Origin of the sequence: Streptomyces cynarae, from assembly GCF_025642135.1 — a bacterium.
GTDB lineage: Bacteria > Actinomycetota > Actinomycetes > Streptomycetales > Streptomycetaceae > Streptomyces > Streptomyces cynarae.
The window spans coordinates 7,352,882-7,370,780 of sequence record NZ_CP106793.1 but is presented as its reverse complement, the minus strand read 5'-3'; the positions used below and the strand labels follow the sequence as shown (position 1 = coordinate 7,370,780).

General features: G+C 69.5%; 11 protein-coding genes and 1 pseudogene. 2 read left to right on the top strand and 10 right to left on the bottom strand.

The features are described 5' to 3' along the window. Window positions 1-236: 236 nt before the first annotated feature. The 5 genes from N8I84_RS33310 to N8I84_RS33290 form a co-directional block, all read right to left on the bottom strand. Complete coding sequence (locus tag N8I84_RS33310) at window positions 237-1,508, bottom strand: sugar ABC transporter permease (protein WP_390899069.1); 1,272 nt, start codon at window positions 1,506-1,508, stop codon at window positions 237-239. Further along, window positions 1,502-2,284 (bottom strand): ATP-binding cassette domain-containing protein, encoded by a 783-nt coding sequence (locus tag N8I84_RS33305; RefSeq protein ID WP_263233155.1) that lies wholly within the window; start codon window positions 2,282-2,284, stop codon window positions 1,502-1,504. Before N8I84_RS33305 ends, N8I84_RS33310 begins: the two co-directional genes overlap by 7 nt. A 105-nt stretch (window positions 2,285-2,389) precedes the next feature. Continuing rightward, window positions 2,390-3,484: a sugar ABC transporter substrate-binding protein gene (locus tag N8I84_RS33300; RefSeq protein ID WP_263233153.1), complete on the bottom strand. Its 1,095-nt coding sequence runs from the start codon at window positions 3,482-3,484 to the stop codon at window positions 2,390-2,392. Window positions 3,485-4,204: 720 nt separating this feature from the next. Beyond that, complete coding sequence (locus N8I84_RS33295; protein ID WP_263233152.1) at window positions 4,205-5,791, bottom strand: Na+/H+ antiporter; 1,587 nt, start codon at window positions 5,789-5,791, stop codon at window positions 4,205-4,207. Between the two features lie 135 nt (window positions 5,792-5,926). Further along, window positions 5,927-6,988, bottom strand: a complete 1,062-nt coding sequence (locus tag N8I84_RS33290; RefSeq protein ID WP_263233150.1) for an ABC transporter permease — start codon at window positions 6,986-6,988, stop codon at window positions 5,927-5,929. Window positions 6,989-7,249: 261 nt separating this feature from the next. On the opposite strand from N8I84_RS33290, the gene N8I84_RS33285 reads away from it, so the two are divergent. Further along, window positions 7,250-9,217 carry a glycoside hydrolase family 97 protein gene (locus N8I84_RS33285; RefSeq protein WP_263233149.1) on the top strand — a complete coding sequence of 656 codons (1,968 nt, stop codon included), beginning with the start codon at window positions 7,250-7,252 and terminating at the stop codon, window positions 9,215-9,217. 2 nt (window positions 9,218-9,219) lie between these two features. Here the strand turns inward: N8I84_RS33285 and N8I84_RS33280 are convergent, their stop codons facing one another. The 5 genes from N8I84_RS33280 to N8I84_RS33260 all read right to left on the bottom strand — a co-directional run bounded on the left by N8I84_RS33280 (window position 9,220) and on the right by N8I84_RS33260 (window position 16,422). Beyond that, window positions 9,220-10,002: an alpha/beta fold hydrolase gene (locus tag N8I84_RS33280; RefSeq protein WP_263233147.1), complete on the bottom strand. Its 783-nt coding sequence runs from the start codon at window positions 10,000-10,002 to the stop codon at window positions 9,220-9,222. Window positions 10,003-10,201: 199 nt separating this feature from the next. Next, a complete protein-coding gene (locus N8I84_RS33275) occupies window positions 10,202-13,132 on the bottom strand; it encodes a Tat pathway signal sequence domain protein (protein WP_263233146.1) in 2,931 nt (976 codons plus the stop codon). A gap of 13 nt (window positions 13,133-13,145) precedes the next feature. Beyond that, window positions 13,146-13,985 carry a carbohydrate ABC transporter permease gene (locus N8I84_RS33270; RefSeq protein ID WP_263234961.1) on the bottom strand — a complete coding sequence of 280 codons (840 nt, stop codon included), beginning with the start codon at window positions 13,983-13,985 and terminating at the stop codon, window positions 13,146-13,148. 74 nt (window positions 13,986-14,059) lie between these two features. Further along, window positions 14,060-15,013, bottom strand: coding sequence for a carbohydrate ABC transporter permease (locus N8I84_RS33265; RefSeq protein ID WP_263233144.1), 954 nt, complete (start codon window positions 15,011-15,013; stop codon window positions 14,060-14,062). Between the two features lie 80 nt (window positions 15,014-15,093). Beyond that, window positions 15,094-16,422 (bottom strand): ABC transporter substrate-binding protein, encoded by a 1,329-nt coding sequence (locus tag N8I84_RS33260; protein ID WP_263233143.1) that lies wholly within the window; start codon window positions 16,420-16,422, stop codon window positions 15,094-15,096. 380 nt (window positions 16,423-16,802) lie between these two features. Between N8I84_RS33260 and N8I84_RS33255 the strand changes: the two are divergent. Then, a pseudogene (locus N8I84_RS33255) lies at window positions 16,803-17,779 on the top strand (hydroxyacid dehydrogenase). Window positions 17,780-17,899: the final 120 nt, after the last annotated feature.

The following is a 17,899-nucleotide window of genomic DNA, read 5'->3' as shown; positions in this document are numbered from 1 at the left end:
CTTTGGAGCCCCCTGCTTCCACTCCAAGCAGTACCAGCTCGGCTCCGACAGGGCTGCCATCTCCTACGGCCGGGAAGCCGCGGCCCGGCTGCTGCGGGAGGGGCAGCGCGGGCTCCAGGAGGGAGGTCATCAGCAATGCGCGCTCGGTCGCCTGGAACGGCCACCAGGGGTCTCAAGGGATGACTCCGACTGTCCGCGTGAAGCAGTGACACCCTCGGCCGCCCGTCGTTCGGTTCTCACGCCCGCCCATGCGCCTCCTGCGACCGTCGGGACAGCGCGTCGATGACCGCCGCCGCGAACAGCACCCCGCCGGTGATCACGAACTGGACGGCGACCGGGATGCCCGTGATCGCCATGCCCGAGGAGATCGACTGGATGATCAGCGCGCCGAGCACCGCGGACCAGGTGGTGCCGCGTCCGCCGAACAGGCTGGTACCGCCGATGACCGCGGCCGCGATGGCGTTCAGCAGCAGGACGCCCGAGCCGGAGGACTGGCTCACGGAGGTGATCCGTGAGGCGAGGAACAGGCCGCCGATCGCGGCCATCGTGCCCGAGAACGCGAGCACCGCGGTCTGTACCCAGACCACGCTGAGACTGGCGCGGCGGGCCGCCTCGATGCCGCCGCCGAGGGCGTAGACCTGCCGTCCGTAGCGTGTGCCGCGCAGGAGGATGTCCAGGCCGGCCGTGATGACGAGGAAGATCAGGAGGGCCAGCGGCAGGCCCTGGAACCGGTTGAGTACGTAGGCGGCGCCGAACGCGACCACCGCGAGTGCTCCCGTGCGTACCCCGATCTCCCCGAGTGAGCGGTGCGGCAGGTCGAGGGCGCGCCGGCGGTGCCTGTCCCGGTAGGAGATGAGGAACAGCAGGCCGGCGCCGGAGGCCGCCAGACCGTAGGCGACGCTGTGGTTGCCGAAGTAGTAGCTGGTCAGCTGGGCGACGAAACCGTTCTCGTCGAGGTCGATGGTGCCGGTGGTGCCGAGGATGTAGAGCATGACGCCGTTCCAGGTCAGCAGTCCCGCCAGCGTGACCACGAACGCGGGTACGCGGGTCCGGGCGACGGAGAAGCCCTGGATGGTCCCCGTCGCGGTGCCCGTGAGGACGGCGAGGATGACGGCGAGCCATTCGGGCATGCCGTTGTTGACGTTCAGTACGGCGAAGACGGCCGCCGCCAGGCCGCTGATCGAGCCGACCGACAGATCGAGCTCGCCGATCAGCAGCACGAAGACGATGCCGACCGCGATCAGGCCCGTGCCCACGATGTCGACACTGAGGTTGGACAGGTTCCTGGGTGAGAGGAAGTTGGGGTTGAGGGACTGGAAGACGATCCACACCGCGGCGAGCACGAGGATGACCGGGAGCGAGCCCAGTTCACCGGCGATGAACCTGCGCCGGGACGCCGCGGCCCAGCCCGCCAGGACAGGGACGATCTTCCGCCCGGGTTGCGGCTGACGGGGGGCGGCGGGGGCGGCCCGCGTGTCGTCTGCCCTCTTGCGGCTCTCTTTCACCAGTCCACCTCCCGGTGGGCCACCCGATGGGGGACGTTCTCCGTGGCCCCGGTGATGGAGGAAATGATCTCTTCCTGAGATGCGGTGTTCACGTTGAAGAAGCCGTTGTTGCGGCCCAGTCGCAGCACCGCGGCCCGGTCTGCGAGAGCTTTGACGTCGGCCATGTTGTGACTGATGAGCAGTACCCCCATGCCGCGGTCACGCAGATGGTCGACGAGCTCCAGGACCTCGGCGGTCTGCTGGATGCCGAGGGAGGCCGTCGGCTCGTCCAGGAGGAGGAGCCGCGGGTCGCCGAGGAGCGAGCGGGCGATGGCGACCATCTGCCGCTGGCCGCTGGAGAGGGAGACGACCGGGCAGCGCAGATCGACCAGGCCGGTCGCCAGGCGCTTCAGCAGGTCCCGGGTGCAGCGTTCCATCTCCACCTCGTCGAGGAATCCCCACTTTCGGATCTCGCGACCGAGGAACAGGTTGCCGACGACGTCGAGGTTCCCGCACAGGGCGAGGTCCTGGTAGACGGTGGCGATGCCGAGTCCCCGGGCGTCGTGGGGACGCCTGATCTGCACCGGCCTTCCCTCCCACTCGATGACGCCCGTGTCCGCGGGCGCGACGCCCGAGATCACCTTGACCAGGGTGGACTTGCCCGCCCCGTTGTCGCCCAGAAGCGCCACGACCTCCCCGGCGCGAACCTCCAGTTCGATGTCGGTGAGGACCTGAACGACGCCGAAGCGCTTGCAGACGCCGTGCAGTGCCAGCAGGGGTTGAGCCGGCACGGAAACCATCTCCTTCCCGGGCCCGGCCGTGAAGCGTGAACGGCTTGTCCGGCCCGTCCAGCCGCCCGCTCGGCCTGTTCGGCCTGTTCAGCCGCAACGTCGGCCCTGTTGGGCCTATCCGGTGAGTCCGGCCTTGTCGCAGGCCGCCCTGAGTCGGGGAATGCAGATCTGCTGGATCGTGTACACCCCGCCTTTCACGAGGGTGTCCTTGATGTTGTCGGCGGTCACGGCCACCGGTGTGAGCAGGACGGCCGGAACAGCCTTCTCGCTGCGGTTGCTCACCTTGCCGGTGGCCATGCGGTCGAGGTTTTCGCCGCGGGCGGCGGCCACGGCCATGGCGGCACCCGCGGCGGCCTCGGGCTGGAACGGCTTCCAGACGGTCATGTACTGCTCGCCGTCGACGATGCGCCGGACGCCTCCGAGGTCCGCGTCCTGGCCCGTGACCGGAGGCAGTGGGCTGATCTTGTTCGCTCGGAGGGAGGAGATGATGCCGGAGGCGAGGGCGTCGTTGGCGGAGTAGACGCCGTTGATGTGGTCGGCGCCCAGGTCGGCGATGGCTCCCGACATGTTCATGTTGGCGAGGTCCGACCGCCACATGGGTGTGTCGAACATCTTACCGATCTTGACCTTGCCTCTGAGCACCGACAGGGCTCCCTCCTTGAACGCGACGGCGTTGGGGTCGGTGGGGTCGCCGTTGATCATGACGATCTCGTCGCCGTGCCCTCTCTCATGCATGGCTTGCAGGAGCGCCCTGCCCTGGAGCCTGCCGACCTCCTGGCCGTTGAAGGAGACATAGCCGGAGATGGGGCCCTCGGAGAGGCGGTCGTAGGCGATCACCGGGATACCCGCCTCCTCCGCCTTCCCGACCGCGGAACTGAGCGCCCTGGCGTCGACCGCCACGAGCACCAGTGCATCGACCCCTCTGGTGATCATGGAGTCGACTTGCTGCTGCTGGGTGGCCACATCGCCCCGGGCGTTGGCGTGTACGACCGTGCAGTCGCCGCACAACTCCTTGATCTTCTTCTCCAGCAGGGGCCTGTCGTTCGTCTCCCAGCGGGGCGTGACCGCATCCGGCACCAGCAGGCCGATACTCGGACCGCCGTTCCCGCCACCGACGGCACTCTCGCCGCTCTGTCCGCAGGCCGCCAGAGCGACGGACACCGACACCGCGGTCACAGTGAGGACGGCGTTCCGTATGCAGGTCTTCATGCGGGAGACCTCCCTGGGCCTTCCCACCGGGGCGAGGTCCGATCAGGTCCTCAGTTGTCCTCAGTCGAGGGCGGCCTCGGACCGGCAGGTTTCCACAGGTCCCTGGCCGTGACGGACACCGGGTCGGGACGGATACCGGCCGTGACGGACACCGGGTCCGGACGGATACCGGCCGGGACGGGTCCCGGCGGGACGGATACCGGCCGTGACGGACACCGGGTCCGGACGGATACCGGCCGGGACGGATACCGGCCGGGACGGGTCCCGGCGGGACGGATACCGGTCGGGACGGGTCCCGGCGGGACAGGTCACGGTCGGGGCAAGCCCCGGGTCCGGAGTCGTCGGCCCGACGGCGCACGTGGGCACGGCTGCGCCGTTCGGCGGCGGGGCCCTCGGCGGCGTCGTCGACAGGACAGGTCCTCCAGCGGGCACGGGCGCCTCCCTGACTGCGCACGGCGGTACCCGGCCTCCTCACCATGCCACTCGTACCGGCAGGCCGAGGCCCGCCCGAGGGCAGACGGCAACGATGCGGGCGCAGGCGCACTGCGCCCGCAACGTGCCGCCTGAGAGTGACATGACGGCCACGTCGTCAGTCTGGCATCGGCTGCGACGACCTGCGAGCGCAACGGGTCCATAGCGGTGGCCGGGGCCGGCGGCGGCACCGAGCGTCGGCGCACCGGTCACCCTCAGCCGCGTAGGAGCGGGTGCCGGGACCGGCGGTCAGCCGCGGTCGCGGAGGCTGGCTTCCTCGAGGTCGAGTTCGTGCTGGATCCGGCGCCGGGTGGCGTTGCTGATCTTGTTGGCTTCGTAGAGGCGCTGGAGCTCGGCCGCCTCGATGGCGATGAGTGTCCGGCGTATCTCGCGGTAGACGTCGGCAGGACGGGCGTCCGGGTCGCTGTAGTCGGCGTCTTCGACCTGGTGGATACGCGCTTCCAGATGGCGACGGGCCTGCTTCAAGGCGGCCTCGGCGGCGGCACCCAGTTCGGCGAGCTGATCCAGATCGCCGAGCTGTTTGAGCTCTTCGAGAGCGGCGTGGGCGATGTGCCGGCGGGTCCGGGCCTCCTCGCGGGCGGTGTGCTCGGGTTCCAGGGCGATGCCGGAACGGCGGACGACCGAGGCGAGGGTGAACCCCTGGAAGACAAGGGTGAGCACGACGGTCCCGGTGGTGAGTGTGAGGATGAGCGCCCGGTGCGGCAGCGGAGCCCCTGCGTCGGTGGTCAGGGGGATGGAGAGTGTGGCGGCCAGCGGCATGACGCCCCGGGTGCCCGCCCAGGACAGGACGGCCGGAACGCGCCAGGAGAGACGACCCTCACCCTCGCTGTGCCGGTGCTGCATCAGGGCGGACAGCGGGAACACCCACAGCAGGCGGATCGCCAGCACGGTGAAGGCGATCACCGGCACCCACAGCGGCCAGCCGCGCTCGTCGTGCGCGAGGTGGCGGACGGCGGAGGGGAGCTCCAGGCCGATGAGGGCGAAGACGACGCTCTCCAGCAGGAAGGCCACGGTGTCGTAGACGGCGTGGACCTGAAGGCGGATGGGGGCGTTGCTGAGCTTGTGACCGGTGCTCCCGAGCACGACGCCGGACACGATGACGGCGGTCACGCCCGAGGTGTGCGACTGCTCCGCGATGACGTACGAGGCGTACGGAGTGACCAGTGCGATGACGGTGTCCAGCATCGGGTCCTCGGTCCGTCGGCGGATGAGGGTCACCACTGCGGCGACCGCCGCGCCGATGAGGACTCCCCCGCCTGCGAGGATCAGGAACTGCTCGACGGTGCCGGACAAGGTGATGGCGCTGCCGGAAACCGCGGTGGCCACGGCGACCTTGTACAGGACCAGGGACGTGGCGTCGTTGAACAGGCTTTCCGCCTGCACCATGGCCTGTACGCGCGGTGGGAGGGAAAGGCGCCGGCCGAGCGCGGTCACGGCCACGGGGTCGGTGCTGGCCAGGACCGAGCCGAGGATGAACGCGGTCGCGACGGTCAGCGGGGTGATCGCTCGGGCGACGTACCCGACGGCGACGGCGGAGGCGAGGACCAGGCCGAAGACCAGGCCGGTCACGGGCCGCCACACGGTGCGCAGGTCACGGACGGAGATCTCCCCGGCCGAGGCGAAGAGCAGTGGCGGCAGCACCAGCACGTTGATCGTGTGAGGCGGCAGGCTCACCTCGGGAACCCACGGCATCAGCCCGACGACGAGACCGGCGACGACGAGCAGCGAGGGGGCCGGCAGGCTCCAGCGCCGCGCACCGGTCGCCACGGCTGTGGCCAGGACCACGAGCAGAAGGACGACGGTCAGGCCGGTCATGGTGCGTCCCCGGGTGGGTTACGGCTTGTCACTACGCTCTGACCAGGCTTTATCAACGTAACCGACCACGGGCGGCGACGCAGCCGACGATGTCTCGGACACCTCGGCCCACAGGGCGGTCCGGGTGCCCAATCATCAGGCGCTTCCTGCACCGGGCGCGGTGGCCGGTGCGGTCGCCTGGCCGCCGGGGTGGCGGGCATGCCGGGCAAGGAAGACCGACATGCCGGCCAAGCACCACACGGCGAGCACGACGTAGGGCTCGACGTGCTGGTCGTGAGGGAAATAGATGGCGTTGCGCTGGGCGCTCACCGACGCGCCCGGTGGCAGGAATCGACCGAGAAAGCCCAGGAGCGGGGGGAGCAGCGGCCAGGCGACCGCACCCCCGGAGGAGGGGTTGCCGAGGACGACCAGCAGCACCCACGTCGGCAGCAGCGCCCAGCGGCCCATGAAGGTGTCGAACGCGGTGAAGATCATGCCGGCGGTGAACATCGTGAGCGCGCAGACGCCCCACGACTGGGCGAACGGCAGCCGCACCACGCCGAGCACCCAGTCGGTCATGGCGCAGATGGACAGGCCGCCCAGCACGGAACAGCCGGCGGTGGCGGCGATCCGTTCGGCGGGGCTCAGCGCCTGGGCGTGCACACCGAGCTGGATGGCACCGACGAACCCCAGGATGATCGACCCCAGGGCGATGTAGAAGAGCGCGAGCCCCTGCGGGTCGGTGGCCGGAAGCGGTTTCACGTCCCTGACCTGAACGGGGATGCCCAGCGCCCGGCCCACCTCCGGGGCACTCCTGCTGAGGACCCGGGCGACCGACGCACCCGCCGCGCTCGCCACGTCGACCTCCACCCCGGCCGGACGGCGCTGCAGGATCGCGAACTCCCGTTGTGCGTCGACCGCGGCGAGGGCCCTGTCGTAGTCGGCATACGGGTGGAGGACCAGCGAGGTGCGCAGCGCGGCCTCCAGCGCGCCGACGAACCGTTCGCCCTGGGCCGACTTTCCCGTCACCGCGACGGGGATGCGATGCGGTACGGGAGCGGCCATGGCAAGGCAGTAGGCGCCGACGAAGAGCCCGGCCAGGGCCGCGACGATGAGGGAGATCACCACGGCCGGGACGAAGCGCGAGGACGTCAGCCGCGACCATCCGCCCTGACGAGGCTGCCGCCGAGGCTCCGCTGCGGACCGATGCTCGCCCATGGCCGTGATCGTATGGCGGTGTGGAGGGTGGCGCCCGGCTGCCGCACCGGACGCGTCACCGGCATGCCGGACCCGTGTCGACCGCGTCGGGGACCTCGGTGGTGCCGTCCTGGTCCTCCCTCTTTGACGCTCCGACTGCGCAGGTCTTGACCCGCCCTCACATCAGCACGTACAACGTCACGAGAAAACGCTTACTACATCTTTCACTCGGATCAGGCCGCGCGCGGACGACGCGCCCTTCAATCGGAGAGGTCCCTGACGATGCGAATTTCCGGCGACCAGGAAGAGCCCACCGCAGACAGAGCAGGCCGCTCGGGGGCGCTGTCCCGTCGGGGGGTGCTCAAGGGCGCGGCCGTCACCGTCGGTCTGGCGGCGGCGGGGATCGGCGCCACGCCGCTCGCCTACGCGGCGGGGGCCTCGGTCAGCGCGACCGCGCGCATGGGCGGCAACGCCATCACGATGTCGGTGGTGGACGGAGCGCTCCAGTGGTCCGCCCAGCACAACGGCAGGACCGTGATCGACACCTCCGCCCTGGGCCTCAGGCTGAGCGACGGGACCGTCCTCGGCGGCAATGTGACGGTGACCCAGAACCAGCACTGGACCCTCCACAACACCTGGTCCCCGGTGTACGGGCGCAACGCGACCGTCACCGACCACTACCAGGAGCAGCGCTGGAACCTCCAGGACACCGCATCGGGGATCCGCTTCAGCGTCCAGATCCGCGCCTACAAGACCGGCGTCGCGCTGCGCTACGTCCTGCTCGACACCGGCACCGCCACCGTCTCCGACGAACTGACGACGTTCGTGTTCCCCGACGGCACCACCGTCTACAGCGCCCGCGACGAGAACCCCTACAACCCGGTGGCACCGGGCTCCATCCCCGTCTCCGGCACCTCCAGCACGGACAACGGCCCCCTGACCGACCTGCCGCTGACCGCCACCCTCCCCGGCGAGCTCATCGCCTGCATCTGCGAGTCCGCGCGGATCGACTTCCCACGCCTGATGCTCAGTTCGATACCCGGGCAGCCCAACTCCCTGGCCGCCTTCCTGATGGAGCACACCGCCCGCGGCACCGGTCCGGTCGCGACCGAATCCACGGTCACCACCCCGTTCGCCACCCCGTGGCGCGCGGTGGTGATCGGCTCCACCCACGCCGAACTGGTCGACAACGCCGAGCTCGTACTCAACCTGGCGCCGCCCAGCGCGCTCACCGACACCTGGTGGATCAAGCCCGGCAAGGTCTTCCGCTGCGAGCTCACCACCGCCGCAGGCCTCGCGGGCGTCGACTTCGCCGTGGCCCGCGGCCTTCAGTACATCGAGTACGACGCCGGCTGGTACGGGCCCGAGTTCTCCACCCCCGACGCGACGAAGCCGATCACCGCCATCGACCTGCCGTCCGTCATCTCGTACGCGACGAGCAAGGGCATCGGCGTCTTCCTCTACGTCAACCGGCTCGCGCTGACCGACGCGGACTCGCTGTTCGGCCTCTACAAGAGCTGGGGCGTCGCGGGCATCAAGCTCGGCTTCATCAACGACGGCACCCAGGCGATGACGAACCAGATCACCGGCTGGGCGCAGACGGCCGCCCAGTACGAGTTGCTGATAGACATGCACGACGACGTCCGGCCGTTCGGCTACGAGCGCACGTACCCGAACTACATCAGCCTGGAGGGCGTCCGGGGCAACGAGAACTTCCCGACCGCCACGCACAACGTGACGCTGCCCTTCGCGCGCAACATCGGCGGCCCGCTGGACTACACCATCTGCTACGGCCAGTCGCGCGACAAGACGACCAACGCCCACCAGATGGCGATGGCGGCGGTCTACTACCAGCCGCTGAACTTCCTCTTCTGGTACGACAAGCCCTCGAAGTACTCCAACCCCGCGAACTGGCCCGGTCTGCCCTGGTTCAACGCCATTCCCACCACCTGGGACGAGAGCAGGACCCTGGCCGGTTCCATCGGCGAGTACGTGGCGGTCGCCCGCCGCAACGGGGACACCTGGTACCTCGGAGCGATGACCAACGAGACGTCCCGGACCCTGTCGATCCCGCTGTCGTTCCTGGGCGGCGGAACCTACACCGCGACCGTCTACGCCGACGGCACGCCGGGCACCAACCCGTACCAGACCCCGGTCGTGGTCAGCACCCGGACCGTCACCTCGCAGTCCACGCTCGACATCGCCATGGCCGGCGCGGGGGGCCAGGCGATCATCCTGAAGCCGAGCTGACCTCAGGCGGTCGTCGTCTTCGCCCAGTCCTCGATGAGCCGGAGCGTGCGGTCGACGTGTTCCTCGTGCAGGTAGTGGCCCGAGTCAGGCCAGTGCTCCACACGGGAGCGCGGCACGTGCAGCGTGCCGTGCTCCCAGGTCGCCGCCTCGTCGGAGGTCCATACGGTGAGCGCCGGCCTGGTGCGCAGGCGGAGGTACGCCTCGCTGTGCGGGCGGACGCCGACCGCGCCCCGGTCGGTGTACATGCCGGCGTACGCCTGGGCGATGACGTGGTCGGGCGTGCCCAGCATGGTGCGGACATGGGCTGTACGCAGGCCCGGAGGGGCACCCGGAGCGAACGCTGCGGACACGAACTCGGCAGCCGCGCGCGCCCCGTGTTCCCGGTACGCGGCGAGCCGGGCCGGAATCCCGTCCACCTCGGCCCCGTGCGCGCCGTGCGCGGGATCGAGGGCGACCACCGTTCGGACGCGGGCGGCATGGCGTACGGCCAGCAGGTTGACCACCTGACCGCCCATGGAGTGCCCGACGGCGACCACGGGACCGGTGCCCAGGGAGTCGATGAGGGCGGCCAGGTCGTCGGCCATCTCCACCGGTGTGTTGCCCTGGTCCGGCACCGGCGACCTGCCGTGCCCCCGCAGATCCGGTACGACGACCCGGAACCGGCCGGCCAGGGCCTCGGCGTGCGGGGACCACTCCCTGCCGTCCCCGCCCCAGCCGTGCACGAGAAGCAGGGCCGGAGCACCGGCAGGGCCCAGGTCGGTGTGGAACAGGCGGAGGTGGTCCATCAGGCGCTCCCCTGGTGGTAGGTCGCGTACGCGAAGTCCGCGTGAGGGCGGAATCGCGCAGGTGTGGATGCGCGGCGCGGGCAGCCGCAGGGTGCCCGCGCCGCCGCGACGAGGTCCGGCGTGCGTGGCGCGGGCCGGTGCAGTCCCCCGTGCCGCACCGGCCCGCGGGGCGGATCAGCCCCGGTCCGGGACGAACCCGTCAGCCCCGGTACAGGACGAGCGAGCTGCGCGGTCCGAGCTTCGGGCGTTCGCCCGCACCGACGGTCTTGCCGGTGGCGAGGTCGCGGGCCGGGCCGAAGTCCTGGCGGGCGGGCAGGGTTGCCGTCTTGTCGGTGCTGGTGTTCATGGCGATCAGGTAGTCGCCGTACTCGCAGAGGTAGAAGGGGGCACGGCCGACGAGCATGGTCTCGACGCCGTCGAAGTGGACGCCGAGTGTGGGATCGGGGACGTCGTCGGGGACGGGCGCGAGGTGGTAGACGTCGCCGGCCAGGGCCTGGTGGAGGGTGTCGCCTGGCGGCGGGAAGCCGCCGGGCGGGAGGTGGGAGGCGCCGGGGTCGTTGATGGCGTAGTCCCACAGGATCCAGTCGCGGGCGGTGAAGGTGGCGTCGGTGGTGCCCGCGGAGCGTTCCCGGATCGTGGCGGAGCGCTGGTCGACAGGCGTGACGTGGTGGATGCGGGCGTAGTCGTTCACGCCCTGGCGGGCGCGGAAGTAGAGCGAGGCGAAGAGCAGTTCCTGCCCGTTCTTCACGGCTATGCAGCCGTTGTCCTCGTCGGTGACGACGAAGTCGGGCTGGTCCCAGGCGGTCGGGATCCGGGCGGGCCGGGCGGGCAAGGACTGGAACTCGTCCCAGTCGCGCGAGAGGAACCGCAGGGCGTTCAGGCCCACCCGGGTCCAGGTGTGAGTGGCCTGGAGGTGGAGCTGCGGGTAGAGCTGGCCGTCGGCGACCATCTCCTGGGTCCAGCCGACGATCTCCGGGTCCTTGAACACGGCCGCGGTCATGACGGGGTTGGAGTCCCAGGCCGTACGGGAGGCGTACGCGATCTCGCCTGGGTAGACCTCGTTGCGCCAGCCGATGACGGTCTCGAGGCGGGAGATCCGGCAGTGGTCCTTGTCGACGTCGACGACCCGGAAGCGACCGCGCGCCTTGGTCATCATCACCATCTGCTCGCGCAGTTCGGGGGCGTCCTGGCCGCCGTAGCCGCGGGTGACGGACTCGTACATCATCACGAGCCAGTCCATCACCTCGCCGTAGCTGCCGACGTAGCCGAGTTCGCGGGTCAGGCCGGCCTTGGTGACCTGGTAGTAGCTCTCGCCGAGCGGCTTGGTCGGGTTGCCGTCGGCGTCCTCGGGCCCGAGGTAGGGCTTGAGGCCGATCGACTGGTACATGTAGTCGCGGGCCTTGTCCTCCGGCAGCGCCAGGTCGGGGGCGAGGAGCTTCAGGCCCCGGTTGGTCTGGTAGATGCCGATGGCGCAGATCTGGGACTGGTTGCTGTAGTGCGGGAAGTGCTGCCGCCAGTAGTCGCGGCTGGACTTGAGCATGTCGACGTACGCTTCCTTGCGCACCGGCGGCACGGGCGTGGTGGTGTCGGCGGGCGGGACGAGGGTGACGTCGTCGAACCAGGCGGTACCGGGGCCGGACAGGCGCAGGTGCATCTCCATCTGGGTGGCGCCGGCGGGGGTGGCGAAGACGAACTCGACGTACTCCCAGTCGTGGGTCCCCTTGCTCGCGTACACCTTGTGGTCGCTGCCGACCAGCTTGCCGCTCGCGTCGAAGAACAGCGGATCGATGTGGGCGCCGGCACCCGTGACGCCGTCGGTCTTGATCCAGGCGCCGTATCTGTATGTGCCCTGACCTATACGGGTCCGGGGGGCGGAGTTGACGTAGCTGTAACCGCTCGGGGTGGCGACCTGGAGCTTGAGGGAGGCGGAGCCGGAGCGGGACACCGTCGTGTCGCGGGCCCAGGTGCCGCCGCCGGCGGAGGCCCAGCCGGGCATCTGCCAGGAGGTGGGCGTGTCCGCGCCCGATTCGAAGCCGGGGTTGGCGACGGCGTACGGCGATCCGGTGACCTGTTGGTTCAGGCGGTCGCCGAGGTGCTCCCAGAGCAGGGCCAGCACCAGGCCGACCCGGCCGAAGCCCTGCCACTGCTGGTCTGAGCCGGTCATGACGGTGGCGTCGGACTTCCAGGCCATGTAGCGGCCGTCGATCGCCTGGAGTACACGGTCCAGCGCCTGCGGGTTCTGGTGGGCGGGGCTGCCGGACCACAGACAGCCCTCGGCCAGTGACTGCATGGCCCAGCCGTCCATGGTGGCCGGGTTGGCGGTGGTGAGGAGGTTCTTCTGGTCCTTCTGCACCCGCGCCTTGATGGCGTCCAGGACCTCCTCGCCGCCGGTGCGCGTGGTCGGCGTGGGCGCGGTGCCCTGGACCTCGCCCTTGGGCGGCACGAAGTACGGGTCGGTGTGGGTGTAGAGGCGGTAGATGCCACGGGAGGGCGTGGTCATGTTGTAGTAGAGCTGGGCCTGGTTCTGGCCGTAGGACCAGATGCGGCCCATGGCGCGGATCTCCAGCGTCACCTTGTCCTTGCCGGCGGTCATCTTCTCCGGCAGCGGCAGGGTGTGGAAGAAGAAGCGGCCCGGGGTGCGCGGCGCGGTGTCGAGGATGTCGAGGCTGTCGACCGCGCCCTGGTCCTCGTAGCCGACCTGCTTGCCCTCGCAGAACAGCTGCAGCCGCCACATGTGGGTGCCGGACGCGGCCTCCTCGGAGCTGTTGTCGTAGTCGTCGCCCCACAGCCGGACCGTGACGTACGTGGTGCCGGCCGGGCAGACGTCGACGTCGAACTTCAGCGTGCCGCCCCAATAGGACGCCGGGCTGGTGGGGTTGAGGACGCGGGCGCTCTGGCCGAGGCCGCCGGTGACCGTGTCGGAGAGGGTGGCGGTGAGGTTGTGCGCGGCCTCGGAGTCCGCGTCACCGAAGACAACGATGTCCAAGGGGGTGGACTCGCGCCGTCCGGGAGAGACGTCGGGGGTTGCGGCGGCGGCCGTCGGGGCCGACGGCAGACCGAGGACGGCGACGGCGGCACCGGCCGTTCCGGCGTACTTCAGCACGTCACGGCGTGCGGGGGCGTGGGACACGGCTCTGAGTCCTTTACTTGAGGCTGCCCATGAGGATTCCGCTGCGCCAGTACTTCTGGAGCGCGAACATGAAGACCGCCAGCGGGATGATCGACAGTAGGGATCCGGTGAGGACGAGGGTGTTCATGTCGCGGGATGTCTGCGCCTGTTGCACCCAGGAGAACAGGCCCAGGGTGACGGGGAAGCTGCGCTCGCCGTTGAGCATGAACAGCGGCAGGAAGAAGTTGTTCCAGATGTTGACGAAGTCGAGCATGAAGATCGTGATGCCGCCGGTGCGCATCAGCCGCAGGGCGACCGAGAGGAAGATCCTCGTCTCGCTCGCGCCGTCGATGCGCGCCGCCTCCATCAACTCGGCGGGCACCGAGGTGTCGGCGTAGACCTTGCCGAGGTAGACCCCGAAAGGGTTGATGAAGTAGGGGATCAGCACCGCCCAGACGGTGTTCGTCAATCCGATCTGGGCGAAGACCAGGTACAGCGGGAAGGCCAGCAGGGTGCTCGGCAGCAGCGAGGCACCGACGATGACGCCGAACAGCGCGCCTCGGCCGCGGAAGTCGTACTTGGCCAGACCGTATCCGGCGGCGAGGGAGATCAGTGTCGAGCCCGCGGCGCCGGCGGTGGAGTACAGCACGGAGTTGAAGATCCAGCGGCCGAACACGCCGTCGTGGTAGTCCCAGACCGCCCGCATGTTGTCGGCGAAGTGGTTGGAGGAGAACCACAGGCCGAAGGTGGAGTACAGGTCCGTCTGGCTCTTGGTCGAGGCGACCAGCAGGAACCAGGTGGGCGCCAGGGAGTAGAGCAGGAAGAGGACCAGCAGGCCGGTGGTCAGGGCGATCCCACGGCGGCTCGGGCGCACGCCGCCGCCCGAGCCGCCGGCGGCCTCGGTGGGACGGGCGGCCTTGGTGGGACGGACGGCCGTCGTGACGCTGCTCATGACATCTTCCTGTTCGTGACGCGGTAGAAGACGAAGGCGAGGATGCCGGTGACCACGGCGAGAACCAGGGATTCGGCGGCGGCGTACTGGAAGTCCCCGGTCTTGAACGCGCGGTCGAAGATCTCCAGCATCGGCGTGAAGTTCGTGCTGATCGACTCCGGTGCCACGTACCGCAGGAACAGCGGCTCGGCGAACAGCTGGAGCCGGCCGATCAGGGAGAACATGCCGGTCAGGACGAGGATCCCGGTGATGTTCGGCACCTTGACGGACCAGGCGATGCGCCACTCCTTCGCCCCGTCGAGCCGGGCCGCCTCGTACAGCTCGCGCGGCAGCGCCTGCAGCGAGGCGGAGATCAGGATCATGTTGAAGCCGATGCCCTGCCAGGTGAGCAGATTGCCCAGGGAGAGGTACGTGTTGAGGCCGCCGAAGAACGTGAAGTGCGCGCCCGCACGGTCGGCCACGTCGAGGATCGGGCTCGCGGTCGGGCTGTACAGGAACAGCCAGATCAGAGTGGAGACGACGCCCGGGATGACGTACGGGACGAGGAGGCCCGCGCGGAAGAAGCGCACCGCCCGCGCCGCAACACCGTCCAGGAGCAGTGCCAGCACCAGCGAGATGCCGAGCATCACCACGATCTGCACACTGCCGAAGAGCAGTGTGCGCAGCACGCCGGCCCAGAAGGTGCCGTCCGAGAGGATCGCCGAGAAGTTCGCGAAGCCCGTGAAGACGACCTTGGTCGGGCCGAAGCCGATGCCGCTGCTCTTCTTCTCGTGCAGGCTCTGGCTGAAGGCGTAGGCGATCGGCAGGACGTAGGTGGCGAGGAACCCGATCAGGAAGGGCAGCATGAACAGCAGGCCCTTGTAGGCTCCCCGCTTCCCGGCCCTACGGGGGGAGGTCCGCCGGGCCGGGGCGTCGGTGGCGACCGCGGGTGGTCGCGTCAGGGTGGACACGGGTGTCTCTCCAGGTGAGGTGCGGGGGCGGAGCCGCGGCCGGCGGCGGGGCGGGTCCTCGGGCGGACCGCGCGATCGGGTCAGCCGGCGGCTACGGCCTTGACGCCCTTCTTCTTCAGGTCGGCGAGCACCCACTGCTGAAGGTGCGTCAGCATGTCCTTGACGGTGAGCTGCTTCTTCATGACCTGGCCCCACTGCTTCTGCATCTCGGAGTACATGGCGGCGTAGTCCGGCCCGTACTGCCACTGCTCACCGACCCGGGAGGCCGCCGTGGTGATCACCTTGGCGCTGTCGGACTTCCCGTTGAACATCTCCGTCGGGATGATCTTGTCGACGTACGGCGAGACGTCCTTGACCGCCGGGAAGAGACCGGACTTGGACTTCGGGTCGGTCAGTGCGGTCAACGACTCCTTGCTGCTGGACAGCCAGGCGGCGAACTGGGCGGCGCGGTCGGGGTACTTGCAGCCCTTGAGGACGGCGGTGACGTCGAAGTTGCTGGAGGTCTGCGGCTTGGCGGGGTCGAAGACCGGCGCGTCGGCGAGCTGCCACTTTCCCCTGGACTTGGGGAAGTTGGTGTCGTAGATCGGCAGCTGCCAGGTGGACGTCGTCATCATGATGGTCTTGCCGAGGTCCCAGGTCTTGAAGACGCCCGGGTCCTGGTAGGAGGCGTTGGAGGCGAGGTTGTCGTCCACGAGCTGCTGGACGATGTCGCCGGCCTTCAGGGCCTGCGGGGTGGTGAAGCCGATCTGCCAGTGGTCGCCGTCCACCTTGTACCACTGGGCGCCGGCCTGCCAGGACAGGTCGACGAGGGTGCTCGGGTCCTCACCCGCCATGTTGAAGATCTTGACGTTCTTGTCCTTCTTCTGCACCGCCCTGCCCGCGGCGATCACGTCGTCCCAGGTGGTGGGCGCCTTGATGCCGTACTTCTGGAACAGGTCGGCGCGGTAGGCGGTGAACAGCGGCGAGGAGCCGGTGGGGATGCCGTAGGTGATGCCGCCGGGGCTGACGGCGTTCCAGGCCGGGGTGGTGTACCGGGACTCGTACGGTGCGGCGACCTTCGTGATGTCCGTGAGCAGGCCGTCGGCGGCGAAGTTCGCCAGGTTCATCCCGTCCATCTTGGACAGACAGGGGGCGTTGCCGGAGGTGATCGCGGCGCGCAGCTTCTGGTAGACCGTGTCGCCGGCCGCGTTGACGAACGTCACCTGGGTCTCGGGGTGTTCCTTGTTCCAGACCCCCACCTGGTCCTGGATGCCGTCGGTCCAGCTCCAGAACTCCAGCTTCACGTCGCCCTTGGTGGTCTTGCCCGCCGAGTCGGTGTCACCACCACCGCCGCCGCAGGCTGCCAGGACGAGGGACAGGGAGACGGCGGCAGCCGCGCCGGCCACGGCTCTCGTACGAATGGTGCTCATCGGTCCTCCGGGGAAGGGCGGGACAGCGCCTGCGACACGGAGAAGGGCGCGGGCAGCTGGAGGGGACAGCGAGAGGAACGGCCATCTGTTGTGTAACCGTTTGCTGTGGGACCGTAGGACTCCTCGGCCAACTTCCGCAAGGGGAAGGGACTTGCATGTTTCGTCAAGCTCTGCCCCAGGTAACCCCGCTGGCCCGTCTACCTGTTGTTTCTTCGTATGTCTCGATTTTGACGGAAGGGGAAGACGACGCGCGCTGGTCCCGCGAGAGCATTGACCGGCCGCCAGGGATGTCTCTAGCGTCGAATACGTTTACTTTATTTCTTCCCCCACTCAGCCGGAGATCACCGCCATGCCGCAGCCGCCCCCGCGCCGTGTTCGCCATGAACCCGGTGCACCTCCCCGAACTCTTCCCGCCCCGCCTCATGGCCCGGCTCCAGTCGCTGGTCCGGATCGATCCCGCTCCGGTCGTGCGGGACTTCGCGGATCCGGGAGTGGCCGGGGCTCCGGCGGAGGCGGAGGTGCTGATCACCGGTTGGGGTTGCCCGCCCGTCGACCGGGAGGCACTGGTCACCGCGCCCCGGATGCGGGCCCTGCTGCACGCCGCGGGCAGCGTGCGCGGCTGGGTGGGCGACGCGGTCTGGGAGAGTGGGATCGCCGTCTCCAGCGCGGCCTGTGCCAACGCACTGCCGGTCGCGGAGTACGCGCTCGCCGTGATCCTTCTCGCGGGCAAGGACGCCTTCGGACTCCGGGAGCGGTTCGGACCGAGCACAGGTTCCCGGCACCTGGCGACTACGCGACCGTCGGCAATCTCGGTCGGCGGATCGGGATCATCGGCGCCTCCCGAGTCGGCCGCCGGGTCCTGGAACTGCTGCGGCCCTTCGACTTCACGGTCACACTCCACGACCCCTACGTCGACGACGCCGAGGCCGCCGCGCTGGGTGCCGCACCCCTGCCGCTCGACGAGTTGCTGCGGACAAGCGGCATCGTCAGCCTGCATGCGCCCGACACCCCCGAGACCTACCGCATGCTCGACCGCCGGCGCCTCGCACTGATCCCGGACGGCGGAGTCCTCGTGAACACCACCCGGGGTGCGCTCGTCGAACCCCGCGCGCTGAAGGAGGAGTTGATCGGGGGGCGGGTCAGCGCCGTGCTCGACGTGACGGAACCGGAGCCGCCGTCCGCGGGCTCGCCCCTGTACGGGCTGCCGAACGTCTTCCTCACCCCACACATCGCCGGCTCGCTCGGCAACGAGCTGGAGCGGCTCGGGAGCACCGTCGTGGACGAGCTGGCGCTCCTCTGCGCGGGATCACCGCTCGCGCATGCGGTGCGCCGGGCGGATCAGGTCAACAGCGCCTGATGCGGGAGCGGTTGCAACGGTGCGGCGGGGGCGGAGCGGGGCGGTGTCACCCCGGCAAGGTGGCGCTTCAGCGCGGAAACCGTTTACCGACGGAGCACAGTCCATTTCCGGCCTGCGAGC